The organism is Labrys sp. 22185 (genome assembly GCF_052045555.1).
Lineage (GTDB): Bacteria > Pseudomonadota > Alphaproteobacteria > Rhizobiales > Labraceae > Labrys > Labrys neptuniae.
In genome coordinates this window covers 112,036-134,225 of the sequence record NZ_JBQEPH010000019.1, presented here as the reverse complement: position 1 = coordinate 134,225, position 22,190 = coordinate 112,036, and the positions used below count along the sequence as shown (strand labels likewise).

Here is a 22,190-nt window from a genome sequence, read left to right as displayed (position 1 = left end):
TTGGGGGCATAGCCCGCATCGACCGCGGCGCGCGAGGCCCCCATGGCGGCGCCGAGCTTGTCGGCCACCGGTTCGATATAGGTGGCGAAGTTCTCGCGGTTGGCCATGGCCCGCCCGCCCGAGATGATGATCTTGGCCGAGGCCAGTTCCGGACGGTCGGACTTGGCCAGTTCCTCGCCCTTGAAGGTCGACAGGCCCGGATCGGCCGCGGCCGCTGCCGGTTCCACCACCGCCGAACCGCCTTCGCCGGTGGCGGCGAAGGAGGCGGTGCGCACGGTGATCACCTTCTTGGCGTCGACCGAGGTCACGGTCTGGATGGCGTTGCCGGCATAGATCGGCCGCTCGAACGTATCGGACGAGACGACCTTGACGATGTCGGAGATCTGCATGACGTCGAGCAGGGCGGCGACGCGCGGCAGCACGTTCTTCCAGGCCGCCGTCGAGGGCGCCACGATGGCGTCATAGCCGCCGGCCAGGCTGACGATCAGGGCCGCCGTCGGCTCGGCCAGGCGATGCTCATAGGCGGCATCGGCCACCAGGACCTTTTCGACGCCCTGCAGCTTGGCGGCCTGTTCGGCGGCAGCCTGGGCGTTGGCGCCGGCCACCAGCACATGCACCGGGCCACCGAGTTCCTTGGCGGCGGTGAGGGCACGGTTGGTGACGTCCTTGAGGCCGGTGGCGTCGATCTCGGCGATGAGAAGAGTGGTCATGATATCAATCCTCCTGCGCTCAGATGACGCCGGCTTCGTTCTTGAGCTTGTCGACCAGCTCGGCCACCGAGGCGACCTTCTTGCCGGCCTGGCGCGCCGGCGGCTCCACCGTCTTCACCACGGTCAGGCGCGGGGCGATGTCGACGCCCAGCGCCTCCGGGCTGGTCTCGTCGATCGGCTTCTTCTTGGCCTTCATGATGTTGGGCAGCGAAGCATAGCGCGGTTCGTTGAGGCGCAGATCCGTGGTGATGATCGCCGGCAGGTTGAGCGCAACCGTCTGCAGGCCGCCATCGACCTCTCTGACAACGTCGATCTTGTCGCCGCCGACCTCGAGCTTGGAGGCAAAGGTGCCCTGCGGCCAGCCCAGCAGCGCCGCCAGCATCTGGCCGGTGGCGTTCATGTCGTCGTCGATGGCCTGCTTGCCCAGGATGACCAGGCCCGGGTTCTCGTTGCCGATCACCGCCTTCAGGAGCTTGGCCACCGCCAGGGGCTCGACGGTGGCATCGGTCTTGATCAGGATGCCGCGGTCGGCACCCATGGCCAGGCCCGAGCGCAGCGTCTCGGCCGCCTGGGCCGGGCCGATCGAAACCACCACCACTTCGCTCGCCTTGCCGGCTTCCTTCAGACGCAGCGCTTCCTCCACGCCGATCTCGTCGAAGGGGTTCATCGACATCTTGACATTGTTGAGATCGACACCCGAACCATCGGCCTTGACGCGGATCTTCACATTGTAGTCGACCACCCGCTTCACGGGCACGAGCACTTTCATTTTTTCGTTTCCCTGAGTTTGCATTGGGCAACGTTACATGCGGCTGCGAAAGCCTTGAGGATCGTAGGGGGACTCTGAAATCACCTGCGCTCTGCGCATATCGCCGAGGATTGGTACTTCGAGCTTGGTACCTGGATCAGCCAGTTCCACCGGCAGCAGTGCAAAGGCTATGTCGTGCCCGAGGGTGTAGGAATAACCACCGGACGTGATGCGACCGACAAGCTTGCCGTTGTGATAGACGCCTTCGTAGATGAGAGAGCTTGCTCCATCGGTGTCGATGGAAATCGTAACGGAACGCTGGCGAATTCCCTGTTCTTTCTGGCGGATGAGCGCGTCCCGACCAGTGAAATCCGCCTTGTCGAGCCGGATGAACCGATCCAGGCTGCTTTCCCACGCTGTCAATTCTGGGTTCATATCGCGAGACATGGCGCGATAGGATTTCTCCAGCCGCAGCGATTCAAGCGCGTGCAGGCCAACCAGTCGCAAGCCATGCGGCTCGCCCGCCTCCAACAAAGCCTCAAGAAGGTGGCGTTGGTAGCAGAGCGGGTGATAAAGTTCCCAGCCAAGCTCACCCTCGTAGTTGACGCGCAGCAGGCGAACGTCGCTTGCAAGGCCGACCGTGCCGGACCTGACGCTGAACCAGGCAAAGGCCTCGTTGGTAAGATCGATCTCGGTGAGTTCCTGAAGCACATCGCGTGCTTTCGGCCCGACGATCGTGAAACAACCGCGCTCGTTGGTTACATTCCGCAGTTGCACGCCGCCGTCCTTGGGCAAGAGCCGGGACAGGTCATCGAAATTCCAGCGCTCGGCCTTAGGCGTCGAAACCAGGTAGAACATGTCGTCGGCAATCCGCGCAACGACGTACTCGGCCTGCACTCCGCCCGACCGCGTCAGATGATGACTAAGATTGACTCGTCCTGTCTTGGGCAGGCGATTGGCTAGAATGCCGTCGAGCCATGTTTCGGCGGCGGGACCGGACACCTCGAACTTTGTCATCGGCGTCATCTCGACAAGGCCAACGCCATTGCGGACGGCATGAACCTCTTCGCCGACATATTGTCCCTTCTCGGTCCAGCGCCAGCTGTACTGATCTTGGGCCTCTATCCCCGCCGGCGCGAACCAGTTCGGCATTTCCCAGCCATTCAAGACGCCCCAGACGGCGCCCCGCCCGGTGAGAATGTCATAGGAGGGAGCAGTCTTCTGCGGACGGGCGGCGGGCATGTCCTGCCCAGGATAATGCTGCTCGGCATGCGTGCCCCAGCTCTCGCGGACCTTGCGGCGTGTCCACTCCTTGTTGGCATAGTCGCCGAATCTGCGCGGATCCAGTTCGGACGTATCCAGGCTGTTCCCGCCCTCGACGATCCGCTCGGAGAGGTAGTAGCCGATCGCCCCGCCCCAGAGGATACCTCCCGGCACGCCTTCAGCGAGCCAGACATTTTCCAATCCCCAGGCAGGCCCCATCAGAGGCAATTCGTCGGCCGTCATCTGGAAGGGGCCGCGCACATTGGCCTTGATGCCGACCCGCCCGAGCGCTGGAACGAGGTCCATCGCGCGCTCCCAGTTCCATGCCACGGCGTCGAAATCCTCCTCGACGAGATCAGCTCCGAACCACTCCGGAACGCCATTTTCGGCGAAGAGCTTGAGATGCTCGGTCTTCTCATAGGGACCGAACATCAGGCCGTCGCCTTCCTCTCGTAGATAGCCTTCGAAGGCTTCGTCGCGCAGGATCGGCATTTCCCGCAGACCCTGCCGCTTGCGATCCGCGATCTCCGGAACGGTATCGGTGATCCAGTACTGATGAAGGATCGGAATGGCCGGAATCTCCAACCCCAGCATCGCGCCGGTCTGCCGGGCATAGTTGCCGGTCGCGGAAATGATATGTTCACAGACGATCTCGCCCTTGTTCGTCAGAACTTTCCATTCGCCGCTCATAAGACGTTCGAAGCCGCGTACTTCGGTGTTGAGATGGACCTTGGCACCGCGGTCGCGAGCGCCCTTGGCCATGGCCTGGGTCACGTCGGCGGGTGCAATATGCCCATCATCGGGATGATAGAGTGCACCAAGCATCTCATGATTGTTCTCCAGCAGCGGCCAGAGCGCCTTGATTTCCTGTGGAGTTACCAACTCCGCCCGGATCCCCTGGACCTCGGCTACACTCATGTAGCTCTTGTATTCGTCGAGGCGATCACGCGTATTGGCGACCCGGAGCTGACCGCATTTGTGCCAGCCGACATGCTGCCCTGTTTCGGCTTCCAACTGCTCGTAAATTTCAATCGTCTTGGCGATCATACGCCCGATATTGATACTGCGGGCATAGGAAGGAATAAGCCCGGCGGCATGCCAGGTCGAGCCAGCGGTCAACTGCGTGCGTTCCAGCAGCGCTATATCGGTCCAACCTCGCTTGGTCAGGCCATATAAAATGGCCGCGCCAACGCAGCCGCCACCGATAACGACCGCTCGAGCATGAGTCTGCATGAATACCGATCCCAATAAGATTTCATGTGAGACTACAAAGCCATCCGCCGTTTGTGACGTTGCAAAAAAATGCACCAAAGCATAACTTCAATTCATGCATAGACTGCGATCCCTGGTCCCCTCCGCGAATTACCTGTTCGTCTTTGAAGCTGCGGCGCGGCGAAGAAGTTTCACGGCCGCCGCCCAAGAACTGAACGTATCGCAGCCAGCGGTCAGCAAGACGATTAAACTTCTGGAAGAGGCGACCGGTCTGAAACTGTTCAGACGTGAAAATGCGCGCCTGGAACTCACCGCTGAAGGACACAGATTCTACAAGGAAACGCAGCAGGCCTTCGATCATCTGCACATGGTGCTGACGTCGCTGAGAACCAGGCATTCGAACGACACGGTCAGAGTGTCGTTTTCCGCTTCGTTCGTGCAGCTATGGCTTTTGCCGCGCCTGAAGGATTTCAAGTCCCGGCATCCGGACATTGTCCTGCGTATCGAGGAAAGCAGCCGCGACGACCAAGACCTCAACGAAGAGGACATCGATATTTCCGCGAGGCTGGGCAACGGCAAGTGGCCGGGGCTGGAGGCATGGCATTTCGTGACCGAGGAAGTCGCGCCGGTCTGCAATGCGGAGTATTTGCGGGATCATGGCGCCATCGATACGCCCGCTGATCTACTGAGCCACCCGCTTCTGCATTTCGAGGAGCGGCATCGTACGCGCTTGGGATGGCGGGAATGGCTCACACGTCAGGGCGTGCCCCTGCCGCGTCTTCGCCAGGATTTCGTTTTTACCGATGCCCTTGGATCGATCGAAGCCGCGGTTCTTGGCCAAGGCATAGCGCTCGGCTGGAAGCATCTCGTCCATGACCATGTCGAGGCGGCACGCCTGGTCTACCCGATCGATGCCGTGCATCGTTCGGGGCAGGCGATCTATCTCATCATGCCGACACAACGTCCCGCCAAACCAGCGGCCATGCTGTTTCGGGACTGGCTGCTCCAGCAGAACGCGGACGCACCCATTCGCATGATCGGCGGAACATCCGCGAATGCACAGAGCGCACCCCCCTCAGTTCCGCCCGAGGGAAAGAGATAGGGGTCCGTCGGCGCTGGATGGTGCCTATGGTCGGGGTTCCGAACCTTACATGTTGCCGGCATACGAACGACGAACAAGGCTTTGCTGGACATAGTTGATCATCGTGATGAAGTCGAAAACCGGCCGTCCGGTAGCTGCCTGTACGGCATGCGCATAAGGCGGCAGATCACTGCATTCCAAGAGGATGGAACGCACCTGGGGATGTTGCTCTACCAATTTGCTGGCGACCTCGGTCACCTCGCGTTCGATTTCGTCAGAATCCAGCGTACCCTTTTCTTCGAGAATCGCTCCCCGAAATTCCGTCTGGCCCTCCATGCCGGCGATTGCAAGGGGAATGTCGCCGGGCACCGAGCAGGCTGAAAAATGCCGTGGCGTTAGCCGTGAGGCGTCCGCCGTGATGATACCGACACTGCCGCCGCAAAGCGCATGCATGAAGGGTATCTGCATGAGGCTGGACAGGAAGACCGGAATGTCGACCGCTGCCGCCACCTCCTCCTGGAAGTAAGCCATGAACCCGCAGGCACCGGTGATGGCCCGCACGCCTCTGTCCCTCAATTCGACCGCGGCTTCCACGAAAGCTTCCTTCAGAGCTGGATCGCGCTGGTTCAGCAGCCGATCGATGGAAGCGCCACGCACCTCCTGGAACCGCACGGGATAGTCATAGGTGGTTGCGTTGCCGACATTGCCGGGAATGCAGGGATAAGCGGCATCCAGTATGAGAATGCCGATCTGCTCGCCGTACCAGGACTGGGACTTGCGCCGAACCTTGTACACACTCATCGTTATTGTCTCAGTGTCATCAAAAAAGGGGGAGCAGAAGATAGTTCTGCTCCCCTGGCCCGGCTATTGAACCAGGCGCGGAGCGCCGGTATCGGCTGCGGTACCGTCGAGACCGTAGGACTTCAGGATCTTGACGATGGTGCCGTCCTGATGCATCGCCGCGATATCGGCATCCAGGGCCTGGCCAAGGTCAGTCGCCTTCATGGAGTAGGGGAAGGCGGCCTGAGCGGCTTCCTTCGTGGCTTTCACGCGATCATCGGGTGCCGCGATCTCGACCTTGACGTCCTTCAAGGCACCTTTCTGCGCGGCGACGACGCCGGTGGAATAGCCGTCGACGGCAACCTGGATACGGCCCGCGAACAAATCCTGCTGCATGTTGACCGAGTTGGGATAAAGCTTCAGCGACGAGCCCAGCATGGTCTTCAGGTCGGCGACCCAGAGATAGCCCTGGACGGTGCCGACTTTCTTGCCTTGCAGATCTGCGACCTGCTTGAAGCCTTCCTTCGAATAGATCGCCATCTGGTCCGTATAGAGGGGCGCGGACAGGCTCATGACCTTTGCTCGCTCCGCGGTGCGATACCAATCGCCGGTCGTGATGTCGGCCTGGCCTGAGAGGATGTACTGGATCGCTGCGGCGGGATCGACAGCCACGGCTTTCACCGTCAGACATTCTCGCTTGGCGAAATCGGCAGCGATGTCTCCATCGATACCTTTCATCGTGCCAGTCTGATCCATGAACGAATGCGGCGCGTAGGTTGTCACGGCGACGGTCAAGGTTCCAGGTGCGATGGTGGTGAACTTGTGCTTGGGCGTGCAATCTTGCGCCGACGCCAGCTGCACGCAGGCGGCCAAGCCGGCAGCGGCTGCCAAGATAGTATAAGCCTTTGATTTATTTGAAGGCACGCTGGGCTTCCTTTCAATGCGGGTTAACGTTGGGCATAGAGGCCCGCCCGCCTCTCGACATGACTCACGAAGAGGGCGGCTGGTATCGATACGCAGGCGTAGAGGGCGCCAGCGCACAGAAGAGCTGGAAAGTATCGGAATGTGGTCGAGCCGATCTCATAGGCGCTGCTGACCAGTTCCGGCAGAGCGATTGCGAAGCAGAGTGACGTACCCTGGAAGATCAGGATCGAAAATCCCAATAGGGCCGGCAGAGCGACTCGCAAACTTTGAGGCAGGAGGATGAAGCGCAGTTCGTCTATTCGGGTGAAGCAAAGCGCCTCTGAAGCTTCACGCTGCCCCTGCGGTATGGACAACAGGCTGGCCCGCATGATCTCGCTCGTATAGGCGCCGGTGTTCCAGGCCAGGGCGATGATCGCCGCGGCGAATGATTCGATCGTGAAGTTCAGGCTGGGCAAGCCGAAATAGATGAATTGCAAAAGCACCAGCGCGGGCGCGCCGCGCCCCACTTCGACCAGGAACAGGCAAAGGGCTCGCAGGGCCTTGTTGCGGACCATCACGCCAAGGGCGAGCAGGAGTCCGAAGGGAATCCCGAGAAGAAGGCTTAAGGCCGTGATCTGAAGGCTGATGGAGAAGCCCGCCAGCAGTTGCGGCATCCAAGAGAGGAATTCGTCATATGTGGGAAACATCAGCGCGCCACCTTGCTTCGAAGGGCGGCATCCGCCTTGCGCGAAAGCCAGGCCACCGGCAGGCTCAACAAGATGTAGAAGAGCCCGACCACGGCGAAGATTTCCAAGCCCCTATACGTCAACTGCGAAAGCTGATTGCCCTGATAGGCGAGTTCCGCCACCCCTATGGTGGAGGCGACAGCGGTTTCCTTCATGAGACCAATGAGGTAACTGGCGGTCGTTGGTATCGCCACCCGCAGAGCCTGGGGAGCGATAATATCCTTCATTGTCGACCAGCGACCGAGGTCGAGCGCAGCACATGCCTCCCATTGGCCGGCATGGACGGCATTCAGCGCGCCGCGATAAATCTCCGCCATGTTGGCGCCGGCGATCAGGCCGAGCCCGCACAAGGCGGCCACGAAGGGACTGATCGGAAAGTAGGACATCCCGACACCAAAAAAGATGATGAACAGCCAGAGCATCGGCGGTATGGCCCGAATGATCTGGATGGCGATCAGGGTAGGCACGCGCACCAAGGCCAGGCGGTTCGTACGCGCCGCCAGGAGCGGCGCACCCAATATCGCTCCAATGATGAAGGAGCCCAGGGTCAGGGCTGCCGTCCAGGCCAAGCCCCGGAGAAAGATCGTTGTATAGGCCATGCTCATCGGTCATGCACCGCGCGCAAAAATCGCTGCGTCCGCTCATGCTGCGGATTACGCATGACTTGGGCCGACGGGCCTTTTTCGACGATCCGACCATCTGCCATGATCATGACCGTATCGGACACGTTCTCGGCAAATCCCATTTCATGCGTCACGACAATCATCGTCATGCCGCTGTCCGCGAGTGCGCGCATGACTGCGAGCACTTCGAGCCCCAATTCAGGATCAAGAGCGGAGGTCGGCTCGTCGAACAGCATCACTTCCGGATCGAGCGCGAGCGCGCGGGCGATGGCAATGCGCTGTTGCTGGCCACCCGAACAGCGGACTGGAAACTGGGATGCCTTGTCGGCAAGTCCGACTCGGCTGAGCAGTTGCAACGACCGCTCATCGGCTTCGGCGCGCTTGCGGCCGAGAACCCGTTCCTGAGGAAGGCTGACGTTCCGAAGCACCGACATATGGGGGAAGAGGTTGAAGGACTGGAAGACCATGCCGACGCGTCGACGCAGGCCTGACAATTCCTCACGGGAGACTGGCCGTGCGGCGTTGATGGTTGTTGGACCAATTGTGATCGTGCCGCCGTCCGGCCGCTCCAGGTAGTTGACGCACCGGAGCAATGTGCTTTTCCCCGAACCACTCGGGCCTATGATCGCAAGGACTTCGCCTGCCTTTATGTCAAGGTCGATTTTATCGAGGACCGTCAGTGTTCCATAATGTTTGCTAATGGAATCAAGGCGAATGAGTGAATTGTTATTCTCTTTTTTCATCGCCTTATGATTCCTGAATTAGTACAATTCTTCTGCTCCTCGCTGTGACTTTAACAAGTAGATACGCATTGTATCCCATCGAATTCCTCCCCTATATTCAATATTCCGATACAAAAAAGAAACATAGTCTTTATCGAGCTAATTCTTGTCATTTATTATAGTTTTTATTTCCCCTTCGGCGTTTTTTACTTATATTTAAAACGGTTTTAGCATGAGGGGTAGCAGTGGAGGAGTAGGAAAAAAATGTGCCGATGCATATCCTCAAGTTATGCATATTGCTTCAGAATTCCGGGGGGCTCTCCAGGCAGTTGGGCTCAGGACTTCGGTAACGGGGCGTCGCAGTCAGGCGATTTTGGGCGAGCATAGTCGTCCGCTTGCAGGCAGATGTGTCGATGGCTTAGAGCGCTCGACAAAGCCTCTTCCTTGCTCTGAAGGCGATGATGGCGTCGGCGATAGTGAGTTCGACGACCCAACGGAGCTTTCCGAGATGGCTGCTGCTTTCGATGCCCCGTCTGGCGATGCGCGGTATGATGGATCGGTTCCGCAAATAGCGTCGGCAACGATCGAAGTCGTAGGCGTTGTCGGCATGGACCTTGCGTCTGCCGAACCGGTCGGACGGCATCGACGCCGGCGGTGAGGGTCATGCTGTCGTGGCGATTGGTTCCGGTCAGGACGACGGCGAGAGGAACGCCGGCACCGTTGACCATGATGTGGCGCTTGGTGTCCGGCTTGCCGCGGTCGGTCGGGTTCGGCCCCGTCCCGTCGCCCCCCTTTTCGCGGGAACGCAAGAAGCATCCACACTGGCGCGTGACTAGTCGATCTGTCTGGCGAGGCTCAGCCGGTCGAGCATGTGCCGATGGATCTTGTCCCAGAGCCCGGCATCCTGCCAAGTCCGCAGCCGACGCCAGCACGTCATGCCCAAGCAACCCGCTACCTCGAACGGCAGGCGTTCCCAGGGGATCGCCGTGTAGAGAACGAACAGGATGCCGCCGGGCATGCCCCGAGCCTCCACCGAAGGTCGGCCGCCCTTGGGGCGCGTCTCCCAGGCCGGCATCAACGACGCGATCTCAGCTCACAAATCATCAGGAAGAAGCTTCTTCGCCATGCCGACAAACTCAGGCCGGCTTGGTTAACAAACGGTTTTGTTAGGCGTTCTAAGCCATTTCACGAATCGCATGATGGAGGTATTATAATATTGCATTCTCAGGTTCTTCGATAAAGGCAGCTCACAATGATGAGCAAGATGGACTTAGCTGAAGTCACCAACTGTCTTCGCCCGAGACTTCCGCGAGCTAGAGCACCGCGTCGAAGAGTGGATGCCGATTTTCGGAAAAAACGGTGCAACAACAATGATCTACAGAATCAGATCCGATTCCGGAATCGAGTCTGATCCTGTAGCGAATGACGAACATGGAACCAAACGAAGTTACTTTGGACAATTGCCTGGTGGGGGCGGTGTGAGCGACGTGCTACAGCCGCAAAGTCCCCACGGGCGGCAGATGCTGCCTATCATACGCCAAGTGACGCCGGGTTTGGCGCTGGCGTGGCTGGCATTGGTGGCCCTCCTGGGATGGTGGATGTCACAGCGGATCGTGGCGGAGCATCTGGACAGCCTGGCGTCCAGCGCCCAATACGAGACCATCACCACCGCGCGCATCATGGATCGATTGTTCACCGAGATGGTCAGCGTGGCCCACATGGTGGCAGGCCAGGCCGAGGTGATCCAACTCGCAGTCCGCTATCGCACGGATCCGCCCGGCGTCGTCGCCCTAACGCGCCAGCAGCGTGCCGTGCAGTTCACGCAAGATCCCTTGGTACGCAAAGTCGGCGACTTCATGAACGCGCTGGCAAGTGATCTGGGCTATGCTCGCATTTATATGAACAATATGTCGGACGACACGGTGACGGCCAGCAATTGGGCCGCGTCCGATAGCATCGTCGGCATGATTTATTCGGGCCGGTCTTACCTCATCGATGCATTGCGCGACGGCACGGGGTCTTCATTCGGCATCGCCCGGCTGAACAAAACCCCATCCTATTTCGTGGCCAGCCGTATTGTTGACTCGAACGATGCGCCGCAGGGTTCAGTCACCGTTAAGTTCGATGCGCCCAATGTGGCATCCTATCTGACAGGCCGGCACATTGCGCTGATCGTGAACCGCCAGGGGCGTGTGATCACCACTTCGTCCGAACGCTTCATGCTTCGCAATGTAGCGGCACTTCTCTCGCCAGGCACGGTGCTGCCGCCGGACAACGAAGAGGAGCCGGGCGAGCCCATGGACGTGCGCGCGATCGCGGGTTCGGCTCATGCCGATCAATGGCTCATCGACGGCAGGCCTTATCTGCTGAGGCATCAGCCGCTGGCCGGTACGCCGTACCAATTGTTCACGCTTGCTTCTCTCGAGCAATTGGTACCCATGCGCAGGCAGCATTTTTGGACGGCCGGGTTGATGGCGGCGTTCGGGCTGGCCTTGATCCTGCTCTTCGACCGTGTCGCCGCACAACTTGCCGAGCGCCGCCGGCGGGCGGAACAGGATCGCGAGATGGCTCTTTCCCAAGCAACCGAGCGAGAACTGACAATCAAGGTGGGCGAGAGGACTGCGGAGCTCGCGGAAAGCAACAACTCGCTGAAGGCGGAGATCGATCGACGTCATTTGCTCGAGGCGAAGCTCCGGCAGTCCCTCGATTCCGTCAACGACGCTTTGGCTCAGCAACAGGACTTTGTGGCTATGGTGTCGCATGAGTTCCGGGGGCCGTTGGCCGTGATAGCCGCCGCCGCGGACAATTTGATGGCTTCCGTGGCTGAGGGTTCCGACAACATCAAGCTGCGCATCGACAAGATTGGCCGCACGGTCAAAAGGATGTCCATGCTGATTGAAAACGTCCTCGCTGGTGACCGGCTTAATACCGGGCTGGTGCCTTTTGTTAAGGTGGAGGTGTTTGACCTCAACGACATATTGCATACCGCCAAAGCGGGGCTGGATGATATTGCCGCGAGGCGGGTCAGCTTCATTCACGAGGACGCGGCAATGGTAAAGGGTGACCGCGTTCTTCTGGAGATTGCGGTGCAAAATCTGATCCAGAACGCTCTGAAATATTCAGCTTTAACGAAGCCAGTGACGGTGCGGCTCTCGACTAGCCAAGACTCTGCGTTTGTACATGTGACGGACCAGGGTACTGGTGTAGCGCTCGGTGATCGTGATTTCATATTCATGAAATACTATCGCGGATCCGGCAAAAGCGCGAGTGGCTCTGGTCTGGGTCTCTACATTTCACGGGAGATCGCCCAGCAGAACGGAGGTGAGCTTATACTGGCGGCCAGTGACGCTACGGGGGCGACATTCTGTCTTTCACTACCCCTCGAGAGGTCAGCCCGCCCGTCTCAAGAGCATGAACTTCGCAACTCCCAACCCGCTCGGCTCGAGCCCTGAGCGCTTGTAGAGAATTCTGCCTGCGATCAACGTCCTGCGGGCAGGATTTTCTCGCCTGCAATGGATGCCCGGCTTCGTAATACTGGTGTTGACACGGTTCGCACGCAGGAGAGGATTACGGCCAATCCGGCGATCGAGCCGGGCGCAGCTTGGTTTTGCGTATCCTGTATATCACCGTTACTGGTGCTGGCTAAGCAGTCTGGAGGGCAGCCCAGATCGCCATATGATGACGTGATGCTTTTGGGATGGGCCGGCCCTGGCTTTTCGCATTCTCGATCCACAGGCTGATTGCCTCCTGCACTTTGGCTAGCGTTCCCTCAGGTGTCTCGCCATTGCTCGAGCAGCCAGGCAGGTCCGGGACAATCGCGGTGAAACCACCACCATCAACCGCTGATCTTGGCTCGACCAAAATTGCATATTTGAGATCGCTCATGGTTCCCTTCCGATCGAGCCGGACTGCCAATCGACGAGTTGAGCAGCTCGGCAAGAATCTCCTTAGCCGGCTTGTCGCGAGCAGGCTCTTGCGACATTCTCCATACGGTGACCGAACGGCTGGCCATGGGCACATCCAGATGCCAAATCGGCAACAATGCTTTCTACTTTCACAATCGGCAACGTATTTGCTGATGTGAGCAGAGCTGTTCGATCAGGCACTTCTCAACCGTATGTTCAGAATTCAGGGTAAAAGCCTGCCTTCATCGAAAAGCGGCTTTACTCCGAGTGCAGTCGCTGCACTGCGTCAGCTGTCGCTGGCAGGCCGACCTACCATCTATAGCGTGCGCCCACTGTGCCCTTGACCGTGTAGTTGTCGTTCCCAGAGGAGCCGCCGGACAGGGCGGTGGCATAGTCTGCCTCGCCATAGACGCTCCACTTGTCGTTCCAGGCATAGGTGCCGCCGAGACCAACCTCGCCCCAAAGGCCCTTTTCCCGCTGCTTGACCGAGGTGCCGGCGACGTTGATTTTCGTGCCCCGGAGGAATTCGTTGGTGAGGTTGGCGATGCCATAGACCTGCATCCGTCGGATATTGCCGTCGGCGTCCTTCCAACTGTCCAGCTTTTCCACGCGCACGCCGGCTCGGCCCTTGAGGCTGTTGCCGTCGCCGAGGGAAACCTTGTTGCCGAGCGTATCGGCGAAGCTGTCGAAATTGACATATGTCCAGGCGAGCTGCACCTGCGGCACCACGCTCCAGCCCGAGCCGAGATCGAAACGCCGGCCTATTTCGAGGCTGAGGGCGGTGGAGTAGCCCCGATTGTCGCCGCCGACCTTGTTGGAAAGGCTGCTCTGGTAAAGGGTGAACTGGCCAATGCCGTCGGCGTAGAAGCCATTGGCTCCGAGCCAGGTCGCATTGACGCCGATGCCGTAGCCCTCACTGGTGATCTTGCCCTTGCGCACCGCGCCGGTGACAGGATCGCGGGTAATGTCGATGTCGGCCCGCGAGGTGCCGATAGTGGCATAGCCGCCGAGCGTCATCTCGCCGGCCGCGCTTTCGGATACCGTGCCTTCATAGCCGGCCTGCAGGAAACCAATGCTTTCCTTGTAGGACGAGCCAATCGAGGGGCTGAAGGATGAGTATTGCCCTCCGATACGCCCCCAGGCGCCCTGGCCATAGATGACCGGGCCGCCATTGACATAGACGCTGGCCTGCTCGGCATTGACCTTGCACTTGTAATTCTGGGCCGGGTCCTTGCACCAAATGGTTTCCGCCGGGGTGCCGTTCGGCCAGATGCGGTTGCCGGTGCGCTGCTGCAGCGTCCCCAGCGTCGAAAAGGCGAAGTTGCTCAGGATCTGGGCATAGGGCAGGGAGGTTTGCGTCGGCTCGTTCAGGCCGACATTGCGCAGGAACCAATTCTCGTCCGTCGGCGTGCCCGTATTTGGATCGAGGCCTCCCCGGAACAGGTTGTAGTCATAGGCGCCCGCTGAAACGGTCCGGGTGAGATGGAAGGCATCGGAGTTGGTCGTTCCGCCATTCTCAACCTGCACCACTTCGATGCCGTCCTTGATGGTCGCCGCGCCCGGGCCGCCATTGTTGACGATGGTCAGGCCGGTCGATCCCGTGGCGGTGCCGCCATCGATCACGATCTTATCGGACGGCGAGGAATCATCGCCCAGATAGGTATTCAGGACGACCGTCCCGATTGCGCCGCCGGTTCCTCCAACGAAATTCGAGGTCGTCAGTGTCTTGTAGGCGCCGCCCGCGGGCGGCGTGAAGACGATGAGACCTGTATTGTTGGTGGTGCTAGCAGCATTGTTGTTGACTGTGGAACTGGCCGTCATGGTCCAGATGCTGGCGGCGTCGACAGTCATGTTGTCGGCGTTCAATGCTACACCGGTCAGCCGGCTCCCGGTCAGCGTTGCGTTGGCCCTGGCGGCTCCCTCTCCCACGACGTTGCCGGTCAGCGCCATGTTGGTGAAATTGCCGCTGCTGGTGCCGCCAACGGCATGCACCACGATGCCGCTGCCTGTCGTGGGAGCGACACCGGTGAGATTGGCGACGACATTGCCGGCCGTTCCGGTGATCAGGTCACCGGTTGCGCTCAGGGAACCGCCCGTCATCGTCACCGTGCCATCGCCCGTGCCGAGAATACCCGACGAGCCGGCCCCGTTGGCCGTCACGGCGGTGCCGGTCGTGTTGATCTGGCCGCCCCCGTTGACGGAAAGGCCCGAAGCGGCCTGCGTGGTGACGGTCGAGGTTGTCAGCTTGACATTGCTGCTCGCCCCTTCAGAAAGCGCACCGAAGGCTCCGGCGCCACTGGTGTTGACTGTGGTATTCGTGGCGGCGACGATACCACCCTGCATCGCGTGCAGGCCCATGGCGTTGACACCCGAAGTGCTGACCGCCGTGCCGCCGTTCGCACTGCTCGCCAGTGTGACCGTGCTGCCGGGACCGGTTGCCCGGACACCATCGGCGCTGAAATTGGCGGTCGGGGCGCCACCGGTCGTGATGGTGCCTCCGGTAACCGTGGCGGTGCCACCGCCATTGGCAGCGACACCGATGGCACCGTCACCGGTGGTTGTGAGCTCATTGTCCGTGATCGTGATCGTGCTGCCGGCTCCGATGGCCTCCGCGCCGTTTGATTCCTTGCCAATCTCACTCGCCAGGTAATGGCCGCCGGACGTGTCGAAACCCGGCTTGTACCCGGTGGTGATCTCGCCGCCGGTTACACTCATCGTACCGCCGCCCGTGGCACGGACACCGGCGCTGGACGGGCCGGTCGTCCGGACGATGGCATCGGTGATGGCTATCTTGCTGGCTGTTCCGTTCCCATCCGTCCCATCCGCTACCGCGCCGGCGGAGCCGGTCTCATAGGTGAAAATGCCGTAGCCCTTGAAATCGATGAAAGCCCCGCCTTGAGCCACTGCGCCGGCACTGGCCGCGCCATAGGTGGTTACGCTGCCCCCCTGGTCAATCGTGATCTGGCTGCCGGCACCCTGGGCAAGGAGAGCCGCGGAATTGCTGATGAGCGTTCCATGATAATTACCGGTCACGACCGCGCCGCCATGGATGGTGGCTGCTCCCCCGTCGGCAACCAGCATCCCGGCGCTGTTATTGCCATAGGTGTTGATGTAGCTGCCGTTCGTGACGATGCTGCTGCCGGCACCCGAAACGGAGGCGCCCGCCGTATTATCGCCGCTAATGAAGCCGCTCACACCGGCGAGGGTGATCTGGCCGCCTGACTCAGCGACGAAGGCAGAACTGCCCGTGCCATAGGTAATGATGCCGGTTGTCGTGGCATCGATGCCGGTTATCTCGACCTTGCCACCATTGGCTGCATAGGCGGCATATGCATCGTTGCCGTATGTGACCACGATTTGTTGACCGGTATTCGCTGGCAGCGTCACTCCGTTAGAGTCAACCTTCACGTCACTGCCGGTTCCGGTTGCGAAGATGCCGTGGCTGCCATCGCCCGATGTGGTGACAAGCACACCATGTCCGTTGATGTGGCCGCCACCGTCGGCATAGAGGCCGTGACTGCCCGCACCCGTCGTATTGACGTTGGTGGTGTTGTACCCCCCGCTACCATCCGGTGCGCCGTTCAAATTGATCGTTCCGCCGCCGCTTGCGTGGGCGCCGGAGCCGGTACCGCTCGCGTCTAATTCAACGACGTTTCCTGTATAGGTCCCGGTGCCGAACGCGCTGACCGCGTCCGTGGCGTCAGTGCTCGATCGGGTTGGAGTGCCCGGCGAACCGGAATCTGTACAACTGCCCGAGGAGATACTCACAGGCGCGTCCGGTGCCGGTGCGCATTGTGCCAGGGCTTGGGACGGCATTGCCGTCGCTGACAGGGCTGTCGCGAGCAGCGTGCTTCCCAGGAACAGCGCTTTTGGGCTGCACCCGCGAAGGAGGTGACGAAGCACCAATTCTCTTCTCACCATCCGCCTCAGGCTCTCGCCCTGTTCATTGCCAGCCATGTTCCGCCCCCTAACGCGCCCGGTCTCGTAGGCATCCGGCTGGCGATTGACTTAATCACACAGCCGAGTCTGTTCCGTAATGTATCGGGAGATCATGAATATTAAATACGTTTAAAAATGTAAATACGAGTAATGATTTTTAAATTAAATCTATTATATATTTTATTTTCACTTCCTTTCACTTTCTGTCTCTTACTTTCATTTGTGTTTGTGTCGTATTGTTATGTTTTCATGGCGGTGCTCCGTGGCCCGGGCGCGCGAGGACGACCTCGTCGACTTCATTGGGGTTGATTTGCCCGATAAAGTTAAAATTATAGTTATAAATTTTAAAATATATGATCAAATATAGATAATAAATTGAAATATAGTCATTCTTTTTCAATTGTATCTATAATTAATTTTATGTATTAAATATAAAAATTAAGTATTTACATTTCTAAGTGAGTAAGTATATATTTTTTCGGATGTGTTGGCATATATTATCCGAGGGGTGTAGGGCAAAATGGTCTTTGTGACGCGAATTTTCATACCGATGACTGTTGGAGTCGTGCTGGCAGGCTGTGTTTCCAACCCGACTACGACGGTGCGGCAATCGGCGCCTGACCAGTTGGCGATGTCCCAACGAGATGCCCGTTTCCTGGCCTCCCTGCCCGACGTAAAAACAAACCCGTCCTATGTGCGGACAGTGGTCGATACCCCCACCAAGGCGCCGCCCGGAACGATCGTCGTGGATGCACCGAGGCATCTTTTGTATTTGACCCTCCCTGACGGCAAGGCAATTCGGTATGTCGTGGCAACCGGACGTAACGGCTTTGCCTGGCGAGGGTCTGTCTATGTCGATCACCAGGCCGCATGGCCGGACTGGAATCCGCCGGCTGACATGCGTAGCAGGGATCCGCGCGTGCAGAAAACGAGCGGCGGTCCTGAAAATCCGCTGGGAGCCCGGGCGCTCTATCTCTACGCCAATGGTGCGGATACCCTTTATCGTATACACGGCACCAACGATCCCTTCAGCATCGGCATGCCGGTTTCCTCCGGATGCATTCGCATGAGCAATGCCGACATCATCGATCTGGCCAGTCGCGTGCCCAATGGCACGCGGGTTATGGTGTATTGAGGGAGGCCGAAGCCGAAGTAAATCTTCCCTGCCACATAGGGCCCTAATCGCATCGCAAGAACCTCGAACGAGGAAAACCCGTGAAGCGGAACATGCGGCCTCAATGCGTATGGATGTAGCCATGCCGGCTTTCAGGTCTTTGTGGGCTTCTTCTTGGAGGACGGTATTTTCTCCGCTTTGCTTCTTTTGGTTCCGGTTCCAGAAGCCCGCTTTTCATTGGGTTGTAGCTTTGCAGGCTGTTCCGACCTAGCGGTTGGGAGATTGTCGACCGAAGGCGATTGCGTCGGTTCAGGCGGAGCCGCCCCGTAAGCGGTCTGGAAGCTTGGGAAGGCCTGACGCATTACGACAGCGGGGGTCGGTTTGTCGCTCTGGAACGCGGTGGCGAGCTGGCTCGGCACGTCCAAAGCGGTGCGCTGGTCCGGCTGCTCGGCGGAAATCGGCGATTTGAGGCTGCGCTTGGTGCGGTGATCCGGGTCCGCAACCGTTCGCCCACTCGGGGATTTGCCGACAAGATAGTTCTTCTGCCATTTCTGCTCCAAGGTTATCGGATCCCCCTGGGCAAGCCCGATGTTGAACTTGGTGCGCTCGCTGAGCCAGAGTTTGTATTCCCTTTCCAGCTGGGGCTCGTCCGCGAGGGGGCGAGTTACCGGCTGAACGCTCTCGATCGGCAGGCTGGGCACCAGCGTAATGAAGCAGAACGGCTCGTCCTTGGCGAAGTAGACGGTGCCCGGCTCGGTGAATTTCCAGTTCATGGTGAAGGTGAAGGGCAGCCAGCTGGTTTCCACCAAACCGTCAAGCGCCTGGATGCCGTGTTTGAGGCGATTGGGCGCACCACGCGCCCACGTCATCCATCCGGGCGCCGTGCGGAAGAGATAGCCGGGGTGAAATGTGATGATGCCGTGCCCGAAGCCGAGGGACACATGATGCATAGGCGCCTTGGGATCATCCGGACGCAGGATCACATCATCCTTGCCGTTGAGACCCGTCCAGGTTGCCCAAAAGCCGGTTGGATTCAAAAGCTCCCATCCGGTGGTATTGGCCATGGTCAAGGGCGTGCAGCGATAGGCAAAACGCTGGTTGGTGAAGTCCATCCAATCGCGTTCGGCGCTGCCAGGAACGAGGCGAGGGGGGCTTGCTGTGACGGAAAAACATTCCAGCTGCGGTGCGCTGATCGCCAGGTCACTCATGCGACACTCTTACTTGGCACTGTGGTTCACAGGACAGCCGAAGACGGGCTGGTTGAGCGCCCGCTTGACGCGGTGGTCCGCGTCGGCGGCGCTTTTTCCCGAGGGCGACTTGCCGGTCAAATAGTTCTTCTGCCATTTCTGTTCCCGGGCAAAAGGATCACCGGCATCCTTGGCCGCGCTGAATTTGCTGCGTTCGCTCGCCCACACGAGATATTCCCTGTGCAAACCGGGCTCCTCTTCAAGCGGGCGGATGACCGGCTGGACATCCTCGATCGCCACGCTGGGCATCAGCGTAATGAAGCAGAAGGGTTCGTCCTTCTCGAAATGCACGGTGCAGGGCCGCGTGAAACGCCAGTTCATGGTGAAGGTAAAGGGCAGCCAATTGGTCTCCACCACGCCATCAAGCGGATGGATGCCGTCCTTGAAACGATTGGGCGAGCCGCGCACCCAGACGACCCAGCCCGGATCGGTGCGGAAAAGATAGCCGGGGTGAAAACTGATGATGCCGTGGCCGAAGAAGAAGCCAGTCTGATGCAATTTCTCCCCGGCGACATGCGGGCGTAGAATGATGTCGTCACGGCCGTTTCCACCAGTCCAGGTCGCCGAGAAACCCGACGGATTGAGCAGTTCCCACCCCGTTGCATTGGCAATGGCCAAGGGCGTGCAGCGATAGGCATAGTGATCGCTCGTCCGATCCATCCATTCGCGCTCGCTGCCAGCGGCGACGAGTCGCGCGGGATTCGAATGGATTGAAAAGCCTTCAAGCTTCGGCGCCTGCATGATGAAGATTCCGGTTGAATATATCGTCTCGCCCGAAAATCCGGATCGGATCGAGAACTGGAACGGGCATTCCTGGCCTCGGAGCACCCAACAATTATGCGACCCGCGCCTGCCGGACATCGTTCAACGAGAAGCAGTGTCTTTACGCCGGCCTAGGAACTCGCGACTGTCGGCCTCCCGGCCAGTTCAAGATCTCAAGACAACACGTTTAAAGCCAGCCGTTGATGAGCATCAATCTGGGATACTGTCCGGTAGCCTCGACGCCGCCGCGGCAGTTTAAGTAAGACCAAATTGGGAAGGGCGCACCGGACGCACGAACCCGATTTCCGGGCTACCCTCTTCAATTGGCCTCTACACGGTCTGAACTGTCGCAAGACCCGTCTATTCCAGAATTTTCTCGATCTGTACCAATCTCCCATCCGAGGCCTCGGGAATAGCACCTGCTGTCCCGAAGCCTCGTCTGGTCACGGGTGGCCCCCGGTCGTGGGCCACCCGATAATGGAGACCGATCGAACTTCGTGGATCAGACCGTTTATACGCCGGAGGGACCGGGAGGACCGGGAGGTCCCACTGGGCCAGGATCTCCAACTGGGCCGGGCTCACCCGGCGCGCCAGTCTCACCGGACGGACCGGTTGGACCCGTGGGACCGGCTGGTCCGGTCGGACCCAGCGAGCCCGGAAGTCCATCTTTCCCAGGCTCGCCGGGGGCGCCAGGCTGACCAGGAGCGCCAGGCTCGCCATTTGCACCAGGAGCGCCGGGCTGTCCATCTGTTCCAGGCGTGCCGGGCGGGCCTTCGGCCCCGGGCGCACCAGGCTCGCCATTCTGACCAGGCGTGCCGTCTGTTCCGGGCGTCCCGTTCTGTCCAGGCGTTCCGGGAAGTCCGTCCTTCCCAGGCTCGCCAGGCGCTCCAGGCGCGCCCGGCGGACCGACGACCACGATCGGAGGCGGCCGCTTGGTTCCCCTCGGCATCTCGGCGGCGTCTCGGCCGATGTAACTCGGCAGATAATCCTCGCGGTCACGCTGTTTGAGGGTGCGTTCGGTCGGCGAATCCGGCGCGGTGAAGACTCCGCTGCGCTTCTCGCCGAAACCATCGCCGCCATAGGTGACTGCCGGCATGCTGGTGTTGCTGCCCGTGCCCAGGAAGAAGCGCAGACCGCCCTGGACGGTCAGGTCGTTGCCCTTCTTGCGGCCGAAGGAGCTGTCGAAACCACTAACCCTCTTGCCGTAGGCCACATCCGCGAAGAGGGAGGCGGCGGTATTGGTGTTGAAGTTCACGAGATATTCGGCACCGCCGACGACCTGGTTGCGACCGCCGGTGTAACGATGGCCCACATTCAGCTTGAGATTGTCCGTCGCATACCAGGCGACGCGAACATCATCGAAGAATCGCAGCTTGCTGTTGAGGTTCTCGTATTCGAGCCCGGCCACGCCCTGCAGCGTGAAGGGGCCCCAGTAGAGCTGGCCCTCGAGGCCGCCCTTGGCATTCTGGTAGCCATAGACCGAGTTGCCCTGGCGCGACGCGAAATAGCCGGTGCCATAGAGGAAACTGCCGTAGCCGCCGATCGCACCGATGGTGGGATCGCGCCAGAACACATGACCAGCCCCGCCATAGAAGCCGGTATTGCTGGCAACGCCCCCGACGACGTCGGCCTGCGCGCCAAACGACTGCCCGAGTGGCAGCGCCAGCGAGCCGCCGGCATAGCCATAGCCCGAGCCGCCAAAGCTGTTGCCGCCACCCAGTTCCAGCTTGCCGTTGACCGCGGCCACGGCCTGCGTGCCGGGCGGTGCCTGCACGGATCCGGCCACGGGCGTGGCGACCGGGGCCATCTCGACATAGTCGGGCCCAGCCCCGGCCGGCGGTGCATGAGCCGTCTTCCGCCCCAGCCGCCGCAACTCCGCCTTGGCCTTGGAAGCTTCGGACGTCGCGACCTTCAGCTGACTCTCCAGTGCCTTCTGGCGATTCTGGAGGTCCACGATCATTTTGAAGAGTTGTTCATTGGTCGCAGATTGCGCCCAACCCGTGGCGGGCGCCCAGAAGCACGCCATCGCCAGGACAGAACAACTTAGACTAAACTTTCCATGTACGGCCATGATTGACCTTTCTAAACAGAGGTTAGCCTAGGTCATGCACCGAAAGTTTGAGAATCATAATCCCCCCAACATCGACGATCACCAAACAAAGAATCGCTACCGCGATACCTTCGATTCGTCAAGCTTTGTTGAAATTATATCTTAATAATTTGAAAAGTTTATTAAAATTACCTTACGTAATTAAAGCAAATATAGCCACGCGATGTCGTCGCGTGGCTAATAGATAATATCGGAGAAAGTGGGCCATCACAAAACCGTCGGCCCTCGGACCTTCAAAAACCCAGGACGGAGGCGGGGGCGAAGAAGAAGTCCTTCGACCCTCCTGGCCGTACCAAACCGCGCATCGATAGGTGACGCATCGGGC

Annotated in this window: 17 protein-coding genes; 3 read left to right on the top strand and 14 right to left on the bottom strand. The window is 59.7% G+C overall.

Annotated elements, in window-relative coordinates; genetic code table 11:
- From ACTJKX_RS27655 to ACTJKX_RS27645, 3 genes are all read right to left on the bottom strand, one after another.
- A partial coding sequence (locus ACTJKX_RS27655; protein WP_440727203.1) for an electron transfer flavoprotein subunit alpha/FixB family protein occupies nt 1-710 on the bottom strand: 710 nt, incomplete at its 3' end.
- 19 nt (nt 711-729) lie between these two features.
- Nucleotides 730-1,479 carry an electron transfer flavoprotein subunit beta/FixA family protein gene (locus ACTJKX_RS27650; protein ID WP_440727202.1) on the bottom strand — a complete coding sequence of 250 codons (750 nt, stop codon included), beginning with the start codon at nt 1,477-1,479 and terminating at the stop codon, nt 730-732.
- A 33-nt stretch (nt 1,480-1,512) separates the two neighbouring features.
- Entirely contained in the window at nt 1,513-3,954 is a 2,442-nt protein-coding gene (locus ACTJKX_RS27645) for a GcvT family protein (protein ID WP_440727201.1), read from the bottom strand.
- A gap of 94 nt (nt 3,955-4,048) precedes the next feature.
- Between ACTJKX_RS27645 and ACTJKX_RS27640 the strand changes: the two genes are divergently transcribed.
- Nucleotides 4,049-5,035 carry a LysR substrate-binding domain-containing protein gene (locus ACTJKX_RS27640; RefSeq protein ID WP_367626478.1) on the top strand — a complete coding sequence of 329 codons (987 nt, stop codon included), beginning with the start codon at nt 4,049-4,051 and terminating at the stop codon, nt 5,033-5,035.
- Nucleotides 5,036-5,080: 45 nt separating this feature from the next.
- Here the strand turns inward: ACTJKX_RS27640 and ACTJKX_RS27635 are convergent, their stop codons facing one another.
- The 6 genes from ACTJKX_RS27635 to ACTJKX_RS27610 all read right to left on the bottom strand — a co-directional run bounded on the left by ACTJKX_RS27635 (nt 5,081) and on the right by ACTJKX_RS27610 (nt 9,866).
- On the bottom strand, nt 5,081-5,815 hold the full coding sequence (locus tag ACTJKX_RS27635; protein WP_440727200.1) for an aspartate/glutamate racemase family protein: 735 nt from the start codon (nt 5,813-5,815) through the stop codon (nt 5,081-5,083).
- Nucleotides 5,816-5,878: 63 nt separating this feature from the next.
- Nucleotides 5,879-6,685, bottom strand: coding sequence for an ABC transporter substrate-binding protein (locus ACTJKX_RS27630; RefSeq protein ID WP_440727199.1), 807 nt, complete (start codon nt 6,683-6,685; stop codon nt 5,879-5,881).
- A gap of 56 nt (nt 6,686-6,741) precedes the next feature.
- Complete coding sequence (locus ACTJKX_RS27625) at nt 6,742-7,404, bottom strand: amino acid ABC transporter permease (RefSeq protein ID WP_440727198.1); 663 nt, start codon at nt 7,402-7,404, stop codon at nt 6,742-6,744.
- Nucleotides 7,404-8,042, bottom strand: a complete 639-nt coding sequence (locus ACTJKX_RS27620) for an amino acid ABC transporter permease (RefSeq protein ID WP_440727197.1) — start codon at nt 8,040-8,042, stop codon at nt 7,404-7,406. Before ACTJKX_RS27620 ends, ACTJKX_RS27625 begins: the two co-directional genes overlap by 1 nt.
- A gap of 2 nt (nt 8,043-8,044) precedes the next feature.
- Nucleotides 8,045-8,809, bottom strand: a complete 765-nt coding sequence (locus ACTJKX_RS27615; protein ID WP_440727196.1) for an amino acid ABC transporter ATP-binding protein — start codon at nt 8,807-8,809, stop codon at nt 8,045-8,047.
- A gap of 811 nt (nt 8,810-9,620) precedes the next feature.
- Entirely contained in the window at nt 9,621-9,866 is a 246-nt protein-coding gene (locus tag ACTJKX_RS27610; RefSeq protein WP_440727195.1) for a transposase, read from the bottom strand.
- 259 nt (nt 9,867-10,125) lie between these two features.
- Here ACTJKX_RS27610 and ACTJKX_RS27605 point away from each other — a divergent pair, with 259 nt between their 5' ends.
- On the top strand, nt 10,126-12,240 hold the full coding sequence (locus ACTJKX_RS27605) for a sensor histidine kinase (RefSeq protein WP_440727194.1): 2,115 nt from the start codon (nt 10,126-10,128) through the stop codon (nt 12,238-12,240).
- A 190-nt stretch (nt 12,241-12,430) separates the two neighbouring features.
- On the opposite strand, the gene ACTJKX_RS27600 is transcribed toward ACTJKX_RS27605, so the two are convergent.
- Both ACTJKX_RS27600 and ACTJKX_RS27595 read right to left on the bottom strand, forming a co-directional pair.
- Nucleotides 12,431-12,673: a type II toxin-antitoxin system HicB family antitoxin gene (locus ACTJKX_RS27600; RefSeq protein ID WP_440727193.1), complete on the bottom strand. Its 243-nt coding sequence runs from the start codon at nt 12,671-12,673 to the stop codon at nt 12,431-12,433.
- A 329-nt stretch (nt 12,674-13,002) separates the two neighbouring features.
- Nucleotides 13,003-16,278 (bottom strand): autotransporter outer membrane beta-barrel domain-containing protein, encoded by a 3,276-nt coding sequence (locus ACTJKX_RS27595; RefSeq protein WP_440727192.1) that lies wholly within the window; start codon nt 16,276-16,278, stop codon nt 13,003-13,005.
- Nucleotides 16,279-17,152: 874 nt separating this feature from the next.
- Between ACTJKX_RS27595 and ACTJKX_RS27590 the strand changes: the two genes are divergently transcribed.
- Nucleotides 17,153-17,767, top strand: coding sequence for a L,D-transpeptidase (locus ACTJKX_RS27590; protein WP_440727191.1), 615 nt, complete (start codon nt 17,153-17,155; stop codon nt 17,765-17,767).
- 131 nt (nt 17,768-17,898) lie between these two features.
- Here the strand turns inward: ACTJKX_RS27590 and ACTJKX_RS27585 are convergent, their stop codons facing one another.
- The 3 genes from ACTJKX_RS27585 to ACTJKX_RS27575 all read right to left on the bottom strand — a co-directional run bounded on the left by ACTJKX_RS27585 (nt 17,899) and on the right by ACTJKX_RS27575 (nt 21,715).
- Nucleotides 17,899-18,954 (bottom strand): DUF6065 family protein, encoded by a 1,056-nt coding sequence (locus ACTJKX_RS27585; RefSeq protein WP_440727190.1) that lies wholly within the window; start codon nt 18,952-18,954, stop codon nt 17,899-17,901.
- A 9-nt stretch (nt 18,955-18,963) separates the two neighbouring features.
- Nucleotides 18,964-19,734 (bottom strand): DUF6065 family protein, encoded by a 771-nt coding sequence (locus tag ACTJKX_RS27580; RefSeq protein WP_440727189.1) that lies wholly within the window; start codon nt 19,732-19,734, stop codon nt 18,964-18,966.
- 532 nt (nt 19,735-20,266) lie between these two features.
- Nucleotides 20,267-21,715 carry a hypothetical protein gene (locus ACTJKX_RS27575; RefSeq protein WP_440727188.1) on the bottom strand — a complete coding sequence of 483 codons (1,449 nt, stop codon included), beginning with the start codon at nt 21,713-21,715 and terminating at the stop codon, nt 20,267-20,269.
- Between the last annotated feature and the right edge of the window lie 475 nt (nt 21,716-22,190).

Excerpts from the sequence above, each read along its gene's own strand:
- ACTJKX_RS27650 (WP_440727202.1), bottom strand. The coding sequence starts at position 1,479 with ATGAAAGTGCTCGTGCCCGTGAAGCGGGTGGTCGACTACAATGTGAAG.
- ACTJKX_RS27645 (WP_440727201.1), bottom strand. The coding sequence starts at position 3,954 with ATGCAGACTCATGCTCGAGCGGTCGTTATCGGTGGCGGCTGCGTTGGC.
- ACTJKX_RS27640 (WP_367626478.1), top strand. The coding sequence starts at position 4,049 with ATGCATAGACTGCGATCCCTGGTCCCCTCCGCGAATTACCTGTTCGTC.
- ACTJKX_RS27635 (WP_440727200.1), bottom strand. The coding sequence starts at position 5,815 with ATGAGTGTGTACAAGGTTCGGCGCAAGTCCCAGTCCTGGTACGGCGAG.
- ACTJKX_RS27625 (WP_440727198.1), bottom strand. The coding sequence starts at position 7,404 with ATGTTTCCCACATATGACGAATTCCTCTCTTGGATGCCGCAACTGCTG.
- ACTJKX_RS27620 (WP_440727197.1), bottom strand. The coding sequence starts at position 8,042 with ATGGCCTATACAACGATCTTTCTCCGGGGCTTGGCCTGGACGGCAGCC.
- ACTJKX_RS27615 (WP_440727196.1), bottom strand. The coding sequence starts at position 8,809 with ATGAAAAAAGAGAATAACAATTCACTCATTCGCCTTGATTCCATTAGC.
- ACTJKX_RS27605 (WP_440727194.1), top strand. The coding sequence starts at position 10,126 with ATGCCGATTTTCGGAAAAAACGGTGCAACAACAATGATCTACAGAATC.
- ACTJKX_RS27600 (WP_440727193.1), bottom strand. The coding sequence starts at position 12,673 with ATGAGCGATCTCAAATATGCAATTTTGGTCGAGCCAAGATCAGCGGTT.
- ACTJKX_RS27590 (WP_440727191.1), top strand. The coding sequence starts at position 17,153 with ATGGTCTTTGTGACGCGAATTTTCATACCGATGACTGTTGGAGTCGTG.
- ACTJKX_RS27585 (WP_440727190.1), bottom strand. The coding sequence starts at position 18,954 with ATGAGTGACCTGGCGATCAGCGCACCGCAGCTGGAATGTTTTTCCGTC.
- ACTJKX_RS27580 (WP_440727189.1), bottom strand. The coding sequence starts at position 19,734 with ATGCAGGCGCCGAAGCTTGAAGGCTTTTCAATCCATTCGAATCCCGCG.
- ACTJKX_RS27575 (WP_440727188.1), bottom strand. The coding sequence starts at position 21,715 with ATGATCGTGGACCTCCAGAATCGCCAGAAGGCACTGGAGAGTCAGCTG.